General features: G+C 71.4%; 14 protein-coding genes. 9 read left to right on the top strand and 5 right to left on the bottom strand.

Annotated features, from left to right (window positions below; all coding sequences use genetic code 11):
• Positions 1 to 3: 3 nt before the first annotated feature.
• Positions 4 to 1,392, bottom strand: a complete 1,389-nt coding sequence (locus tag ACIBVP_RS05075; RefSeq protein WP_396104657.1) for an ABC transporter substrate-binding protein — start codon at positions 1,390 to 1,392, stop codon at positions 4 to 6.
• Between the two features lie 203 nt (positions 1,393 to 1,595).
• Here ACIBVP_RS05075 and ACIBVP_RS05070 point away from each other — a divergent pair, with 203 nt between their 5' ends.
• The 4 genes from ACIBVP_RS05070 to ACIBVP_RS05055 all read left to right on the top strand — a co-directional run bounded on the left by ACIBVP_RS05070 (position 1,596) and on the right by ACIBVP_RS05055 (position 6,265).
• Positions 1,596 to 2,654, top strand: coding sequence for a zinc-binding alcohol dehydrogenase (locus ACIBVP_RS05070; RefSeq protein WP_396104656.1), 1,059 nt, complete (start codon positions 1,596 to 1,598; stop codon positions 2,652 to 2,654).
• The gene (locus ACIBVP_RS05065; RefSeq protein WP_396104655.1) at positions 2,655 to 3,464 is read left to right on the top strand and encodes a sugar phosphate isomerase/epimerase family protein; all 810 of its coding nucleotides are present in this window, start codon (positions 2,655 to 2,657) and stop codon (positions 3,462 to 3,464) included. It begins immediately after the preceding gene.
• A gap of 10 nt (positions 3,465 to 3,474) precedes the next feature.
• On the top strand, positions 3,475 to 3,975 hold the full coding sequence (locus tag ACIBVP_RS05060) for a GNAT family N-acetyltransferase (RefSeq protein ID WP_396104654.1): 501 nt from the start codon (positions 3,475 to 3,477) through the stop codon (positions 3,973 to 3,975).
• A gap of 181 nt (positions 3,976 to 4,156) precedes the next feature.
• Complete coding sequence (locus tag ACIBVP_RS05055) at positions 4,157 to 6,265, top strand: choice-of-anchor P family protein (RefSeq protein ID WP_396104653.1); 2,109 nt, start codon at positions 4,157 to 4,159, stop codon at positions 6,263 to 6,265.
• A gap of 42 nt (positions 6,266 to 6,307) precedes the next feature.
• Here the strand turns inward: ACIBVP_RS05055 and ACIBVP_RS05050 are convergent, their stop codons facing one another.
• The 3 genes from ACIBVP_RS05050 to ACIBVP_RS05040 all read right to left on the bottom strand — a co-directional run bounded on the left by ACIBVP_RS05050 (position 6,308) and on the right by ACIBVP_RS05040 (position 10,018).
• Positions 6,308 to 7,882, bottom strand: a complete 1,575-nt coding sequence (locus tag ACIBVP_RS05050; RefSeq protein WP_396104652.1) for a succinic semialdehyde dehydrogenase — start codon at positions 7,880 to 7,882, stop codon at positions 6,308 to 6,310.
• The gene (locus ACIBVP_RS05045) at positions 7,879 to 9,513 is read right to left on the bottom strand and encodes a GMC family oxidoreductase (RefSeq protein ID WP_396104651.1); all 1,635 of its coding nucleotides are present in this window, start codon (positions 9,511 to 9,513) and stop codon (positions 7,879 to 7,881) included. Before ACIBVP_RS05045 ends, ACIBVP_RS05050 begins: the two co-directional genes overlap by 4 nt.
• Positions 9,514 to 9,586: 73 nt before the next feature.
• Positions 9,587 to 10,018 (bottom strand): PASTA domain-containing protein, encoded by a 432-nt coding sequence (locus ACIBVP_RS05040; protein ID WP_396104650.1) that lies wholly within the window; start codon positions 10,016 to 10,018, stop codon positions 9,587 to 9,589.
• 373 nt (positions 10,019 to 10,391) lie between these two features.
• Between ACIBVP_RS05040 and ACIBVP_RS05035 the strand changes: the two genes are divergently transcribed.
• From ACIBVP_RS05035 to ACIBVP_RS05015, 5 genes are all read left to right on the top strand, one after another.
• On the top strand, positions 10,392 to 11,771 hold the full coding sequence (locus ACIBVP_RS05035) for a DHA2 family efflux MFS transporter permease subunit (RefSeq protein WP_396104649.1): 1,380 nt from the start codon (positions 10,392 to 10,394) through the stop codon (positions 11,769 to 11,771).
• A 2-nt stretch (positions 11,772 to 11,773) separates the two neighbouring features.
• On the top strand, positions 11,774 to 12,526 hold the full coding sequence (locus tag ACIBVP_RS05030) for an isocitrate lyase/phosphoenolpyruvate mutase family protein (protein ID WP_396104648.1): 753 nt from the start codon (positions 11,774 to 11,776) through the stop codon (positions 12,524 to 12,526).
• Positions 12,523 to 13,089: a TIGR03086 family metal-binding protein gene (locus ACIBVP_RS05025; protein ID WP_396104647.1), complete on the top strand. Its 567-nt coding sequence runs from the start codon at positions 12,523 to 12,525 to the stop codon at positions 13,087 to 13,089. The genes ACIBVP_RS05030 and ACIBVP_RS05025 overlap by 4 nt, the downstream gene beginning before the upstream one ends.
• Positions 13,090 to 13,118: 29 nt before the next feature.
• Entirely contained in the window at positions 13,119 to 14,141 is a 1,023-nt protein-coding gene (locus tag ACIBVP_RS05020; RefSeq protein WP_396104646.1) for an RNA polymerase subunit sigma-70, read from the top strand.
• Positions 14,142 to 14,286: 145 nt separating this feature from the next.
• Complete coding sequence (locus ACIBVP_RS05015) at positions 14,287 to 14,919, top strand: DUF899 family protein (RefSeq protein WP_396104645.1); 633 nt, start codon at positions 14,287 to 14,289, stop codon at positions 14,917 to 14,919.
• A gap of 49 nt (positions 14,920 to 14,968) precedes the next feature.
• Here ACIBVP_RS05015 and ACIBVP_RS05010 read toward each other — a convergent pair whose 3' ends face one another.
• Positions 14,969 to 16,384, bottom strand: coding sequence for an ATP-binding protein (locus ACIBVP_RS05010; protein ID WP_396104644.1), 1,416 nt, complete (start codon positions 16,382 to 16,384; stop codon positions 14,969 to 14,971).
• Positions 16,385 to 16,651 lie beyond the last annotated feature (267 nt).

Here is a 16,651-nt window from a genome sequence, read left to right as displayed (position 1 = left end):
GTGCTACGAGCCGAGTTCTTCCGCGATCGTCGCGGTCTGCTCGTTGGCCTCATCCGCCGCGGCCTTCGCGTCGCCGCCGCCGCTGATCAGGTTCGCGAGTGCCTTCGGCACGACCAGCTGTCCGGTGACCGCGCCCGCCAGCTCGCCCTTGCCCTGGGCGAAGCCCCAGCGGGTGAACGTCTCCGGGCTCTCCTCGACGACCTTGAGCGTCTCCGGGTCGTAGAACTCCGCGAGCGGCGCCTTGGTGTCCACGCCGGCGTCGAGACCACGCCACTGCTCCAGGTACGCCTGCGGGTCGTCGGCCGTGCCGGTGCGCACCGGCACCTTGCCCTCCGGCGCCACCGCGAGCCAGTCCGCGTAGCCGTCGCCCATCAGGTAGGTGACCAGCTGCTTCGCCTGGTCGGTCGCGGCCTCCTGCAGGATCGCGAACGACACGACCTCGCCGAACGTGGTCGCCTCCGACCCGTCCGGTCCGGTCAGCCCCGCGACCACACCGGTGTTCTTGGCGAGGAACGCCTTGTCCGCCTTGCATTCCGGACAGGTCGGCAACGCGTCGTTGCGCAGCCCGGCCAGCTCGTCGAGCAGGAAGGACGACCAGATGACCATCGCGGCCTGCCCGGAGAAGTAGGTGGCGCGGGTGGTGTCCACGTCCTGGTTGCCCGCGACGGAGTGCTCGCGGATCAGGTCCCCGTAGAAGCGGAACGCCTCGACGCACTCGTCGCTGTCCAGCGTCGGCTTGCCGCTGTCGTCGACCAGTTGACAGCCGTTGGCGAGCGCGAGGTGCTCGAAGGTCTGGTGGGTGAACGCGTCGGCGGGCGTGGTGCTCGCGGCGATGCCCACCACGTCGCCCTGGTCGAGCCGTTCCGCGGCGGCCTGGATGGCTTCGTAGCTGGTGGGCGGTTCGAGCCCGGCCTTCGCGAAGAGGTCCTTGCGGTAATACAGGAGCTGTGCCCAGCCGTCGCTGGGCACGGCCAGCTGCGTGTCGCCGTCGCGGGTGAGCGTGAGCGCCTCCTCGGCGAACGTGTCGGTGCCCAGCTCGTCGACGACCTCGGCGGCGGCGTCGGTGTCCAGCAGGTCGTCGGTGCGCAGCTGGTTCACGATCGGCAGCGACAGCGCGCCGATGACGTCCGGCAGCTCCCCGGACGACGCCGCCGACGACAGCACGGTGGCCAGCTGCCCCTCCGCCACGGCGACGAGCTTGGTCTCGATCCCGGTCTTCTCGGTGAACTCCGCGAGCAGCTTCTCCTGTGCCCGCACCCGGTCCGCCGTGTCCTCCACGGTCCAGACCAGGAGCGTTTCGTCCCCGCCGCCCGAGTCATCGCCGCCGCACGCGGTCATCGCGAGTGCGATCGGCATCACTACGGCCAGTGCCCTGATGCTCCGGTGAATCATGTGCACCTCCTGCCGACGAACTAGCGCACCAGCGAAACAGGTGTGAAAGCCACATACAAGACCCGATGCGGTAACGAGAAGAAGATTCCAGCGAACCGCGACCCACTCGATCCGCGCTCGATCCGTGGCGATGATGCGCACCGATGAGATCAGCCGTGAGGTAGGTTGCCGCTTCGACGAGGAGACGACGCGAAGGAGGTCCGTTGGGCACGGTTGTCCAGTTCGTCGGCACGCGCCGCGTGGAGGTGGTGGAGACCGGCGAAGAACCGCTCCCGCCCGCCTCCCTGCGTGTTCGGACGATGTACTCCGGGATCTCGGCCGGGACCGAGCTGACCGCATACCGCGGCACCAACCCCTACCTCAACCGCACGTGGGACGAGCAACAGCGGCTGTTCGTGCCGGGCGACGCCACCTCGCCCTACCCGGTCGTCGGCTGGGGGTACTCGGAGGTCGGCGTGGTCACCGAGGTGTCCGCGGACGTTGCGGGCAAACCCGGCATGCCCGCCGTCGACGACGTGGTGTGGGGCATCTGGGGGCACCGCAGCGAGGCCGTCGTCCCGGCATCCAAACTGGACGGTCACACGATCCCGCCAGGTCTGGACCCGCTGGCCGCCACGTTCGCGCGGGTCGGCGCGGTCGCGTTCAACGCCGTGCTGGCCGCCGAGCCGCACCTCGGTGAGCTGGTGACGGTCTTCGGGCAGGGTGTGATCGGCCTGCTCGCCACCCGCCTCGCGACACTGTCCGGGGCACGGGTGGTAGCGTGCGACACCATACCGTTGCGGCTCGCGACGGCGTCCGCGTTCGGCGCGGTCGCCGCGGTGGACGTGCGGGAGACCAGCGCCGCGGAGCTGGCCCGGTCGTTGACCGACGGGCGCGGCGCCGACGTCGCCGTGGAGCTGTCCGGCACCCACGCAGCGCTGCACGAGGCGATCAGGTCGGTCACGGTCGGCGGCAGGGTCGTGGCGGCGGGGTTTTACCAGGGCGACGCGATGGGCCTGCGTCTCGGCGAGGAGTTCCATCACAATCGGGTCGAGCTGGTGTCCTCGCAGATCGGCGGGCCGCCGCCGAGGCTCGCGGGTCGCTGGGACCAGGACCGCATGAACCGCACGTTCCTCGCACTGGCCGCAGACGGCGCGATCGACCCGGTGGCGTTGGTGAGCCACCGCGTGCGGGTACCCGACGGTGTCGCGGCGGCGTACCAGCTGCTCGACGAGCGCCCCGGCGAGGCGCTCCAGGTCGTCCTCGACTACACGGAGAGCTGAATGATCAGTGTGACCTGCCAGGAGCAGATGCTGCCCGGCGAGACGCTGACGGAGAAATGGGCCTTCGCCACGAAGGCTGGTTACGCGGCGATCGAACTGCGCGGCAAGGGCGACCTGGCGCTGGAGAAGCGACTGCCGGAACTACGCAAGGCCGCCGCCGACGGCGTCGTCATGCGCACGGTCTGCGTGGACATGCTCCACTTCTTCGGCGCCTTCGACCCGGCCCTGCGCGCCGACGCGATCACGCAGATGCGCTCCCAGCTCACGGTGATCGCCGAACTCGGCGGCGTCGGGGCCATGACCCCGGCGTCCTACGGCATGTTCTCCCGCAGACTCCCCCCGTTCGAGCCACCCCGCACCGAGGCCGAGGACCGCGAGGTGCTCGTGACCGGGCTCACGGAACTGGGCGAGCACGCGGCGGCCGAAGGCGTCTCCCTGTTCCTGGAGCCCCTCAACCGCTACGAGGACCACATGGTGAACCGCCTGGAGCAGGCGGCGAGCCTGATCGACGAGGTGGGCCTGCCGTCGATCCGCATCGGCGCGGACACCTACCACATGAACATCGAGGAGGACGACCCGGCGGATGCCCTGCGGCGCTGGGGTTCCTACCTCGGCCACGTACAGGTGAGCGACTCGAACCGGCTCCAGCCGGGTGCGGGACACGTGGACTGGGCCGGTGTCATCGCCGCGTTGACCACCGTCGGCTACACCGGCGATCTGGCCCTGGAAAGCCGTCTCCGCGGCGTCGCCGTGGAAGCGGTCGCCTCGGTCCCCACCCTTCTCCAGGACGCCGCCCGCGGAATCCGCTAACGCGCGCTCAGTGACCGATCGCGAGATGGAAGACGCCCAACACGAACACGACGTGCGCTTCCACGACCTCCGGGTTCGTCCTGCTCTCCCCACCGATCGGGATTTTCTCTTCGAGACGAGGCGGGCGACCCTGCGTGCGTACGTTGAGCAGACGTCTCCGTGGGATGACGCCGAACAGCGCGCGACGGCTGACCGGGAATTCGCCGATCTGCCTTTCGCCGTGGTCGAGGCGAGTGGTCGCCCCGTCGGCTACGTGTGTGTCGTCCACGAGGGCGAGTGCGACTTCGTCGACGAGATCGCGCTGCTCCCCGAGGTGCAGGGGCGCGGCATGGGAACCCAGCTGTTGCGGGGCATCCTTCGGGCAGCGCGGCGGCGCGGCGTTCCGGTCCGGCTCAACGTCTTCGTCGACAACCCCGCGCGGGCCCTCTACGCCCGGCTCGGGTTCGAGGTCGAGCGGATCGCGGGGCCGCGGGTGTCGATGCGGTGGACACCCGACAGCGCACGTCCTTGACACGCTTCCGGCCCAGTGACGCAACGGTTTCCTGCCGTTCGTCACCCGCATGGGCCATGACGTTCGTCATGGGGATGGGCCGGTCAGGTGGTGTTCGTTCACCGAATCGTTGGAGCAACGGGAGGTTCTCCCTTCCGATGTAAAGGTGCGGGGATCCGACCAACAACGAGGATGTGACGGGATGACCCGAAGAACCCTGGCACTGTCCGGAAGCTCCGCGTTCATGGCGATGGCCCTCTTCACCGGTACGGCCGTCGCCGTCGACGGGCAGTTGCCCGGTGGTACCGCGATCTCGGTGACCATCGACAGTCCGGCCGACAACACCGTGTTCCCGCAGGGGCCGGTGACCGTCGAGGGCACGGCGTCGGTGGGTGAGGCCGCGGTCGTGAAGGACACCGCGCTCACCTACGTGGTCGACGTGTCCGGGAGCACGGCCGCGTCGTGTGACGGGAGCGCACGCACCGTGCTCCAGTGCGAGGTGCAGGCGTCGCAGGCGCTCAACGCGCTCGCCGCCGACCCCGCCTCCCCCGTCGGCACGGTCGGGGCCGTCATCTTCGGTTCCTCGGCGGCCGTCGCGGACGTGCGGCCCGCCGACGGTGACCAGGTGCTGACGGGGCCCGCCACCGACGACAACTCCAACGGCACCAGGGATGTCGAGGAGGTGCTCGGCTCGATGAGCCAGGGGCACGTCGGCGAGTTCTCCGAGCGCGACGTCGTCACGGGCACGTACTTCCCGGACGCGGTGGTCAAGGCGACCACGGTGACCGACGCGCAGAACGAGTCGCGCAAGATCGTGGCGTTCCTGTCCGACGGCGCGTCCATCGGTGACGTGAACTCGGCGCTGGACGCCGTCCCCGCGAACGTCGACATCCACACCTTCGCCGTCGGCACCGGTTCCGCGTGCCAGAGCGGCCCGTACAGCGACAGCCTGCAACTGATCGCCGACCGCACCGGTGGTGAGTGCACCCACGTGCCCGACCCGGCGAACCTGCCGGACGTGCTGCCGGACCTGCTGGCGTCGGAGCTCTCGTCCCTGACGGCCAGTGTGGACGGTGGACCGGCGGCGCCGGTGACCGCGATCAGCCCCGGGCTGCCGCAGAACGGTCCGGCCACTGTGGACTACTCGTACGCCACCGGCCCGCTCGCCTCTGGCACGCACGAGATCTGCGTGACCGCCCACGGCGAGGACAACGGCGGCAACGGCTCCGTGACCGACTGCGTGACCGTGATCGTCAACGACCCGCCGACGGTCGACCCGAGCGGACCGTACGCGGGCCAGGAGGGCACCCCCGTGGCGATCGCCGGTCTCGTGACCGACCCGGACGGGCCGAACCTCACCACGACGTGGACCGCGACCCCGGCCTCGGGTGTGGACGCGGGCGCGACCTGTGCCTTCGCCGACGCCTCGGCCGTCGACACGACCGTGACGTGCACCGACGACGGCGTGTGGACCCTGCGCCTCACCGCTGACGACGGGCTGAACCCGCCGGTGTCGGCCACGGCCGACCTGACGCTGACCAACGTCGCCCCCTCGGTCACCGTCGCCGACCCGGCCGACGGCACGCTCGTGCTGCGCGGCACGCCGGTGACCGTCACCGCGCCGTTCACCGACATCGCCACCAACGACACGCACACGTGCTCGGTGGACTTCGACGACGGCTCGGCGCCGGTGACGGGCACGGTCGACCAGGGCGCGGGCTCGGGCAGTTGCGCGGCGGAGCACACCTACACCGGGGTCGGCGCGCACCTGGTGGTCGTGACGGTCACCGACGACGACGGCGGCTCGGCGACCGCGGTGGTCAAGCTGGTCTCGTACGTGCGCGCCGAGGCATGGGGCATCAGCGCGAGCGGGGTGATCACCGTGTCGAAGACCCCGCACGCCACCTGCCCGCCGAACAGCGACCTGACCACGGCGAGCCTGTCGGTGCCCGGGCTCGCGACGGTGCAGGCGTTGCACGCCGAGTGCACGCTCGACCCGTCGACGGGCCACACGGACGCCGCCGCGGAGATCAGCGGCGCGAACCTCCTGGGCGGCGCGATCCGACTGACCGACATCGAGACCCGTTGTGTGGCAACGGAAAGCGGCCTGAGCGGGTCGTCCAGGGTGGGCACGCTCAACGGGCAGCCGATCGGCACGGCGCCGACGACCGTCTCGATCCCGCTCGTGGCGACCGTGTACCTCAACCAGACGGTGAACGGTCCGAACGGGCAGCTGGCGCAGTACTCGGTGCGCGTGGTGACACTGCTGGGCCAGGAGATCGTCCTGTCCGGCTGTCGCATGGGTTTCTGATCGGCTGAGGTGGACGGTCCGGTGGGAGCCGGGCCGTCCACGTCACCGGATGCGCAGGCGCCGCATCATCTTCAGGCCCGACAGCACGCGTTCCACGTGCCTCCCGTAGTCCTGGCCGGGTTTCGGGCCCATGACCTGCTTCTTGAGCACCGCCATGTTCTGCACGTCGGTGTACTTCAGCAGGCCCTGGTCGCCGTGGCGGACGCCGACGCCGGAGTTCTTCACACCGCCGGACGGGGTGCCCTTGGACGCGAACGCGGTGGCCAGGATGTCGTTGATGTTGACGTTGCCCGCCTCGACGCGCGCGGCCACCGCCCGCGCCGCGGCGATGTTCCCGCCCCACACGGACGCGTTGAGGCCGTAGTCGGTGTCGTTGGCGAGCGCGACCGCCTCGTCGACGGTGCGGTAGCGGTGCAGCGCGACGACCGGACCGAACGTCTCCGTGACGCCGCAGAGCATGTCCTTCGTGACGCCTTCGAGGATCGTCGGTTCGAAGAACGCCGGCCCGAGGTCCGGGCGGGGCCTGCCGCCACAGAGGACGGTGGCACCCTTGGCGACCGCGTCGTCCACATGGGACCTGACGCGGTGCATGTGGTCGACGGACACGAGTGAGCCCATCTCCGGGCCGAAGTCGTAGGCGGCGCGGACGTCGAGCGCCTTCGCCCTGGCCACGAACGCGTCGGCGAACTCGTCGTAGCGGGACTCGGGCAGGTAGATCCGTTCGACGTGCATGCAGATCTGCCCGGTGTTGCCGAACGCGCCGAACACCGCGCCCTCGACAGCCTCGGCGATGTCGGCGTCGTCGAGCACGACCATCGGGTTCTTGCCGCCGAGTTCGAGGCAGCAGCCGATGAGGTTGCGGCCCGCCCGTTCGCCGATCACGCGGCCGGTGGCGGTGGAGCCGGTGAACATCACGTAGTCGGCGTTGTCGATGAGCGTTGGCCCGACGTCCGGTCCCTCTCCGCACACCACCTGGAACAGGCCCTTCGGCAGCCCGGCCTCTTCGAGCATCCGGATGCCGTACAGCGGGGAGAGCGCCGTCTTGTTGTCGGGCTTGAGCACGACGCCGTTGCCCGCCATCAGCGCGGGGATGGCGTCGGAGATGCCGGTGGCGAACGGGAAGTTCCACGGGGCGATGACCCCGACGACGCCCTTGGGCTGCCGGATCTCGGTCGAGTTGCTCAGGAACGGCACCGGCCCGCCACGCCGGACCGGCGCGAGCAGTCCGGCGGCCCGCTTGAGGTAGTGGCTCATCACCATCGGCGGGTCGCAGGTCTCCTCGATCGCCATCCGCCGGTTCTTGCCGCTCTCGACCTGGATGAGGTCGGCGGTGGTCCGGGCGTTGTCGACGAAGATCGTGTGCGCCCGGTCGAACACCGCGAGCCGCTGCCGGACGGGCGTGGCGGCCCACGTCCGTTGTGCCTCGCGAGCGGTGACGAACGCCTGCTCGATGTCGGCGGGCGTCGACTGCGGCAGCTCGACGAGGACGTCGCCGGTGTAGACCTCGGTGAGCTTCCAGGCGGCGCCGGACGAACCCGGCACCCGGGCGACGAGCTGCCGCAGGAACGCGTCGGTCACCGTCGCCGGGCGGGTGATCGCGAGCTGGGTGCCGGTCATGGCGTTCCTCCCGCGAGGACGAGCCGCGCCCCCATCTCACCGATCATGATGCAGGGCGCGTTCGTGTTGCCGCCGGTGATCGACGGCATGATCGAGGCGTCGCAGACCCGCAGCCCGTCGACGCCACGGACCTTGAGGTCGGGCCCCACGACGGCGAGGTCGTCGACGCCCATCCGGCAGGTGCCGACGCCGTGGTAGACCGAGGTGGCGCGGTTGAGGATCGCGTCGCGCAGCTCCTGGCCGCGCAGCCGCTCGCCGGGGTGGGTCTCGGCCCTGATCGAGCCGTTGAACGCCGGTGACGCGAAGATCTCGCGCACCATCTCCGAACCCTCGCCGAGCACTTCGAGGTCGGCGGGGTCGGCCAGGTACTGGAAGTCGATCAGCGGGGCCGCGGTCGGGGCGGCCGACGCGAGCCGCAGCGTGCCGCGGCTCTTCGGGTAGATGAGGGTCGCCAGCACGGTGAGCGAGGTGCGCTTGTCGACCTTGTGCCGGATCGGCTCGTCCTGGTTGGGCGACACGTACGCCCACGGCAGGAGGTGCAGCTGGAGGTCGGGCACGTCGCGGGCCTGGGAGGTCTTGAGGAACGCCAGCACCTCGAACACGGAGTTCGCCATGAACGTGCTGCCGGGCCGCATCAGCTCCCTGGCCAGGCCCGTGGCGAAGTACGGCGCGGTACCCTTGTGCCTGCTCGACGACGCCTGGAACGTCATCGCGTGGAACATGTGGTCGTGCAGGTTGTCGCCGACCGGCAGGTCCGCGACCACGCTGATGCCGTGTTCCCGCAGGTGCGCGGCGTGGCCGACACCGGACAGCATGAGCAGCTGCGGGGACCCGACGAACCCGGCGGAGAGGATGACCTCCCTGCCCGCGCGGACGGTCCGCCGGGTGCCGTCCGGGTCGGTGACCTCGACCCCGGCCGCACGGCCGTTCTCGATGACCACCCTGGTCACCAGCACCCGGGACTGCAGCTCCAGCGTCGCGGGCGCGAGGTCGTGGAGGTAACCGCGTGAGGCGCTGTACCGCAGCCCGTCGGCGGCGTTCTGCTGCATCCGGCTGACGCCCTCCTGCGACGCCGCGTTGTAGTCGTCGAGGACCGGGCAGCCGATCGTGTCGGCGGTGGCCTGGAGGAACTGCAGCGCGCCCTCCTGCGGGATCTTGTTGCGGGTGACCCGGATCGGCCCGCCTGCACCCCGGAACGCGTTCTCGCCGTCCTCGAAGTCCTCCAGGCGTTTGTAGGCGGCGTTCACGCTGTCGGCGTCCCAGCCGGCGTTGCCTTCGGCGGCCCAGGAGTCGAAGTTGGCGCGGTTGCCTCGGACGTACACCATGCCGTTCACGGAGCTGGAGCCGCCGACCACCTTGCCGCGCGGCACCGGCATCCGCCGGTTGAGAAGGTGTTTCTGCGGCACCGAGTAGTAGCCCCAGTCGACGAGTTTCTTCAGCTGGGGCACCGAGTGCAGTGGGCCGATCATGCCCGGCTTGGTGACCAGCAGGTTCCGGTCGGCCTTGCCCGCCTCGAGCACGATCACGCTCGCGCCGGACTCGGCCAGCCTGCCCGCGATCGCGGCCCCCGAACTGCCCGAGCCGACGACCACGTAGTCGGCCTCACTGCCACGTGGCACCTTCTTGGCCATGCCCGCTCCTCGATCCACCACACCCGGCCGCAACTGTAACTTGTTCTAGTTTCGTTCGACCATACGTGGCGGGTCAACAGGACTCGTCGAGCTTGACGACTCCGAAGTCGACCTCCGACTCCGGAGACAACGCCTCGCCCGGGGCGAGGTTCTGGGTGCAGACCCGCCAGTTCCGGTCGAGCACCTGGTTGCGGTCCTGCCCGGTGAGGTCGTGCGACACGGTGAGGAAGACGGCACCGCCGGTGAGCGCCTGGATCCGGTCCTGCGCGTCCTGGAGCGTCTCCCCGACGAGGTTGGGCATCGTCCACTGGGCGGCCGCGGGTGGCCGCTCCGCGGCCCCCGTGGCGTCGGGCCCGGCCGCCGGTTCCTCGACGGTCACGGTGGTGGTCGTCTCCTCCAGTGTCGTCCCGGTTCCGCATCCGCCCATCAGGCCCACGACAGCACACGTTCCCGCTGACACCAGCACCGTGACGATCCGCATGAGCATCTCCCTCTTCTCGGTCACCCGCCCATCGCGAAGTCGTCTCGCCCCGTTGCGGAACAACCCCACCTTCACCCGATCGGGCGGCTTCTGCGAGTGGCGTGATCCGCGACCGTCCGACGCCCCGTCGCACGGCTGGGGTTCCAACTCGCAGTGGCGGACCAGCTTCTCGCGGTTCTACGCCGACGCGGACGGCTTCCACCTCGACCAGGACGGTGCGGTGGACCGACGAGTACGACCGCTACCCCTACGACGACCGGCTCGGTCTCACCACGTCGGAGTGGCCGCTGCGGCCGGAAACGATCATCCACGAAAACAGGTAGGCCGCCACCGATTCCTTCCGCGCGCCGCCGGTGTCCAAGTCTCCGTGGACGGACGACCGGGCCAGGAGGAGACCGTGGTGGTCACCAGTGCGACGCCGACGACACAGCGGACGTGGGTGCTCGCGATCACGTCGATCGCGTCGTTGATGGTCGTGCTCGACGCGTTGGTCGTCGCGACCGCGCTGACGGCGATCAGGACGGACCTCGGCGCCTCGGTCGCCGAGCTGGAGTGGACGGTCAACGCCTACGGGCTGAGTTTCGCCGTCCTGCTCATGACCGCCGCGACCGCCGGTGACCGCTGGGGCCGGCGGCGGGTGTTCGCGGCCGGGGTGACCGTGTTCGCGGTGGCGTCGCTGGCGTGCGCGGTCGCGCCGAACGTGGCGACGCTGGTCGCCGGGCGCGTACTGCAGGGTGCCGGCGCCGCGTTCGTCATGCCGCTGGCCCTCGCGCTGCTGGCGGCCGCGTTCCCGCCCGAGCTGCGGACGCGGGCGCTCGGTGTGTTCGCGAGCGTGAGCGGGGTGGCCGTACCGCTGGGGCCGCTGTTCGGCGGCGCCGTGGTGGCGGGCATCTCCTGGCCGTGGATCTTCTGGCTGAACGTGCCACTGGGCGCGGTGCTCGTCTACCTGGCCGTGACGCGGATCGAGGAGAGCCGTGGCCCGGACCGGGCGATCGACGTGCCCGGCCTGGCGTTGGTCACCGTCGGCTCGTTCGGCCTGGTCTGGGCGCTGGTGCAGGGCAACACGGCGGGCTGGACCAGCGCGGAGGTGCTCAGCACCGGCGTGGCCGGGCTGGTGGCGCTCGGTGCGTTCGTCTGGTGGCAGCGCCGGGCGGCACACCCGATGCTCCCGCTGCACCTGTTCGGCTCCCGCCGGTTCTCGGCGGGCAACGTCGTGATCTTCTTCCACTGGGCCTCGGCGCTGGGCGTGGTGTTCTTCATGGCCCAGTTCCTGCAGGCCGGGCTCGGGTACGGGCCGCTGGCGGCGGGTCTCGGGCTAGTCCCGTGGGGGCTGGCCACGGCAGTCATCCCCCAGTGGACCGGGCGGCTGGTCGGCCGGTTCGGTGAGCGGCCGTTCATCGTCGCGGGGCTGGGGCTGCACACCGTCGCCATGGTCTGGCTCGCGCTCGTCGCCGACCCCGACGTCGGCTACTGGGCGATCGCGGTGCCGATGGTGCTCTCCGGTTCCGGCATCGCGATGTGCCTGCCCGCCGCGCAGTCCGCGGTGCTGACCGCCGTCGAGCCGCGGTTCGTCGGGAAGGCGTCCGGCGCGTTCAGCGCGATGCGTCAGCTCGGCGGCGCGTTCGGGGTGGCGGTCCTGGTCGTCGGGTTCTCGTCGGCCGGGGGCTACGCGTCGAGCGCGGCGTTCACCGACGGCTTCACCGCCGCTGTCCTGACCGGTGCGGGCCTCGCGGTCGCGGGTGTGCTGGCCGGTGCCGTCATCCCACGAAAGGTGTAGTCATGTCCGACCTCAAAGCACACGCCGACCTGCTGCGCGAACTGCACGACGGTCCGCTGCTTGTGCTGCCGAACGCCTGGGACGAGGCGAGCGCGGAGCTCGTCGTCGAGCAGGGGTTTCCCGTGGTGGCGACGTCGAGCGCCGCCGTCGCCGACGTGCTCGGCCACGACGACGGCGAGAAGGCGCCGTGGCGGGAGATGTTCGCCGCCACCGCACGGATCGCCGCCGCCGTGCCCGTGCCGGTGACCATGGACGCGGAGGCGGGCTACGGCCTCGAACCGGACGAGTTCGTCGCCCGGCTGCTCGACGCGGGTGCAGTCGGCTGCAACCTCGAGGACGTCGACCACCGGGCCAGGGGGCTGGTGGTCGCCGAGGAGCAGGCGGAGCGGATCGCCGCGGTGCGGGCGGCGGCCGACAAGGCCGGGGTCCCGGTCGTCGTGAACGCCCGCACCGACGTGTTCCTGCCGGTCAGCGGGATCCCCGAGCAGGACCGGCTGGCCGAAGCGGTCCGGCGCGGCCGCCTCTACCGGGAGGCGGGCGCGGACTGCGTGTACCCGGTCGGCGGGTCGACCCGCGACAACCTCGCCACGCTGGTCGCGGAGGTGGGGCCGGTCAACGGCAACACCGGCGACACCCTCGACCTGGCGGGGCTCGCGGCGCTGGGGGTGGCGCGGGTGTCGTTCGGTCCCCGCTTCTACATGGGCGGGCTGGCGGCCATGCGCGGCGCCCTCGAGCGGCTGCGTACGGGCGGATGACGAGGAACCTGCTCGCGCCCGCGCTCGACTACGCGTCCGGGTCGGCGGCACGGATCACGCTCGCCGACCTCGGTCGTCCGTCGGCGTGTGCCGGGTGGACCGTGGCCGACGTCCTCGTGCACCTGACGCAGTCGCTGCGGTTCCTGGCCACCTCCCTGGTCTCCGGTGCCGTGCCCGAACCGGTCGGCGCCACGACGGGGCCGGTCACGGTGGGCACGTTGCGTCGCGAGCTCGACGACGCGGCGGCGTGCCTGACCGACGCGGCGCGGGACCCGCTGGGCAGGCGGTCGGTCGACGTCGACGGCCTGCCGCTGCGGTGTCGCCAGCTCGTCGTGGTCGGCGCGATCGAGGCGACCGCCCACGGGTGGGACGCCGCGCGAGGAGCCGGGTGCGCCCGGCCCGTTCCCGGCGACCTCGCCGCGGGACTGCTCGCGGAGCTGCCGCTGGTGCTCGACGACGACACCCGGCGCGGCGTGTTCGCCGACCCGGTCGCCCTGCCGGGTGACCGGCCGGTCGCCGAGCGGCTGCTGGCCGCGCTCGGCCGCGACCCGCGGGCGCCGTAGCGATTCCTTTTCCCCGCGCACGATGTCCAATGAAGGAGCCCGGACCGACGGGCAGGCAGGAGTACGACGTGTCCTCAGAGGCGATCTCACCGGAGAGCGGTGTGCGGCTGCACGACGAGTTCGGCAGGTTCCGCGACGGGCTGGTCGCGCACTGCTACCGGATGACGGGCTCGTACCAGGACGCCGAGGACGCGGTGCAGGAGACCTACCTGCGGGCAGTACGCGGCATGGCGGGGTTCGAGGGGCGCTCCTCCCTGAAGACGTGGCTGTACCGGATCGCGACCAACACCTGCATCACCGCCCTGCACCACCGGAGCAGGCGGGTGCTGCCCGCCGGGCTCGGCGCGCCGGCGACCGACCCGGACACCGCCATCCACACCGACGAGTCGATCGCGTGGCTCGAACCGCTGCCCGACGCGGCGCTGGGCCACCGGGACAGCGACCCGGGCGAGCTGGTCGTGATGCGGGAGTCGGTGCGGCTGGCGTTGATCGCGGCGCTCCAGTACCTGCCGGTGCGGCAACGGGCGGCGTTCCTGCTGCGGGAGGTGCTGTCGTGGTCGGCCGCCGAGATCGCGGAGACGCTCGACATCAGCGTCGCGGCGGTGAAGAGCCTCCTGCAGCGGGCCCGCAGCCGGTTTGACGAGCTGGATCTGGCCGACCAGCGGTCGTCCGCGCCGGACCTGGCGGCGGAACGTGCGCTGCTCGACCGTTACGTGGCGGCGTTCGAGGCCGGGGACGCCGCCGCCATCCGCTCCGTCATCCACGACGACTTCAGCCTGGAGGCCGTGCCGCACCCCGTGTGGTTCAAGGGCGTGCACGTGTGCCTGCCGTTCCTGGAGCGGAACGCGTTCGCCGGGGACTACCGGGCGCTGCCCACCCGGTCCAACGGCGAACCGGCCATGGCCACCTACCGCCGCGACGAGTCCGGTGCCCTCGTGGCCGGTGGTCTGTGGGTGCTGACGCTCGTCGACGGCCGGTTCTCGCGCGCGGTCAACTTCCACGACGCGCGCTTCGTCATCGCTGCCGGCCTCCCCGCCCGGTTGCCGGCGTAGTCCCGGAAGATCGAGAGGAAACGCACGATGAAGGCGTCGAGGATCGTCCCTGCCCAGGAATGGGAGGACGCACGCAGGCAGCTGCTGGCGAAGGGAGAAGGAGCTGACCAGGGCGCACGACGCGCTGGCCGCCGAACGCAGGCGGATGCCGTGGACGCCGGTGGAGAAGGACTACCGGTTCGACGGCCCGGACGGGCAGGTGCGCATGCTGGACCTGTTCGAGGGCCGCCGCCAGCTGGTCGTCTACCGGTTCTTCTTCGAGCCGGGCGTGCACGGCTGGCCGGAGCGCGGCTGTGTCGGCTGCTCGCTGATGGCCGACCAGGTCGCGCACCTGGCACACCTGAACGCCCGGGACACCACGTACGCGCGGGTGTCCCGCGCGCCACAGCGGGACATCCAGCGGCTGAAGGCCGAGATGGGGTGGAGTGCGCCCTGGTACTCGATCACCGACAGCTTCGACGTCGACTTCGGTGTGGACGAGTGGCACGGCACCAACGCGTTCATCCGGGACGGTGACCGGGTGTACCGCACGTACTTCCTCAACCACCGCGGCGACGAGGCGCTGGGCAGCACGTGGAGCTACCTCGACCTCACCGCGCTCGGCAGGCAGGAGGACTGGGAGGACTCGCCGGAGGGCCACCCGCAGGGCAGGGCGTACGAGTGGTGGCGCCGCCACGACGAGTACGAGACGGGGCTCGACCCGTGGGAGGGCCGGCTCGACGAGAAGGTGGCCGCCGCCAAGCAGGGCGCCCGGGTGTCGGCGGGCGACGCGACCTGAGGTCGGCGAGTGGCCCGGCCCGCGCGGCCGGGCCACCCCGGCGGCGACCCTACGACTGGTCCGGCAGGTCCAGCGCGAACGTCGCGCCCCCGCCCTCCGGTGACGTGAGCCGGACGGTACCGCCGTGGGCCTCCGCGATGGCACGGACGATCGCGAGGCCAAGACCGGCGCCGACGCGGTGTCCGGCGGCGCCGCCCGTCGAGCCCCGGGTGAAGCGGCCGAAGATGACCTCGCGGTCGGCCGCCGGGACACCCGGGCCGCGGTCGGTGATCCAGAACGACACGCGGCCGTCGCGGCAGGACGACCCGATCTGGATCTCGTCGCCGGAGGCCGTGTGCTGGACGGCGTTCTGCGCCAGCTGCACCACCGCCTGCGTGACGCGCTGCGGGTCGAGGTGGGCGGTGCACTCGCCGATCGACGGCAGCCGCCACGCGCGGTCGCCCAGCGCCCGGCACTTCGCGTAGAGGTCGGTGGTCAGCTCGGCCACCTCGACCGGCTCCGGCCGCACGAAGTCCGGGCGTTCCGCCTTCGCCAGCATCAGCAGGTCCGCCACGATCCGGCCCATGCGGTCCAGCTCGTCGGTGCACAACCGCACCACCGCGGCCCGCTCGGCCGGGTCGTCGCCCATCAGTTCCAGGTGGCCGCGCACGATCGTGATCGGGGTGCGCAGCTCGTGGCTCGCGTCGTCGACGAACCGCCGCTGCGTGGCGAACGCCTGTTCCAGCCGGTCGAGCATGGAGTTGAACTGCGACGCGAGCGCGGCGATGTCGTCGCGGCCCGCCACCGGGATGCGCTGGGTCAGGTCCCGCTCGGTGATCTCGGCGGCCGCGCGCCGCACGAGCCGGACCGGAGCGAGGATCCGGCCCGCCACCACCCACGCGACGAGCGCCGCCACCACGAGACCGGCCGCGCTCACCACGACGAGCGTCTGGATGGTGTTGTCGATCTCGACGCGGTCGCGGTCCACGAGGTAGCCGACGACGTACGCGCCCCGGTCCCCCGCCCGCCCGGTCACCTCGACCTTGATCCACCGCATTTCTCCGGCGTCGGTCCGGGTGCTCCCGCTGGTCGCGTCGGAGGCCAGGATCGGGTCGAGCACGTCGGGACGCGTGGCCAGGCCGAACGGCTCGGCGCGGTCCTGTGCGAGGACCTCCCCCGGCGCCACCCAGCCCACGATCACCTCGTCGTCGTCCGGGTGCTGGCGCTGGAGGTGGTTGAACAGCAGCTCCCGCACGTTGCGGAACGGCTGCCGCGTCGCCCGGTCCACCCCGGCCCGCGCCACGCGGCTCAGCTCGCCCGCCTCCTGCTCGAGCGCCGACGTGACGTCCGCGTCGATCCGCTGCATGAGCAACGTCCTGGTCACGAGTGTCACCGTGACCAGGACGATCGCCATGAGGAGCAGCATCCAGCCCATGATGCGGACCCGCGCGGGCACGACCCGGCGTGCCCGCACAGCGTCCGTCACCAAAGGCCACCTCATCCGATTGCCACCACCAGTCGCGGCGGAGCAGGCCGAACGACGAAGCGTACATTTCCAGTTCGGCCGAGGTCGTGCTCGTCAACCCGATCGAGCCAGCGCCAACACGCACAAACCCCGCGAGTCGCGCCCCCACGCATAGTGAGTTGTGGGGGGGGGGGGGGGGGCCCCCCCCCCCCAACCCCCACAACGGGGGGCGGGGGGGGGGCGGCCCGGGGGGGTTTAGGGAGGGGGGTGGCGGGGGGGGGGCGGTTG

This window comes from Actinophytocola sp. NPDC049390, from assembly GCF_044466355.1.
In the GTDB taxonomy this organism is placed as follows: Bacteria; Actinomycetota; Actinomycetes; order Mycobacteriales; family Pseudonocardiaceae; genus Actinophytocola.
Note: the sequence above shows the minus strand (reverse complement) of the source record. Positions and strands in the feature narration are given on the sequence as shown.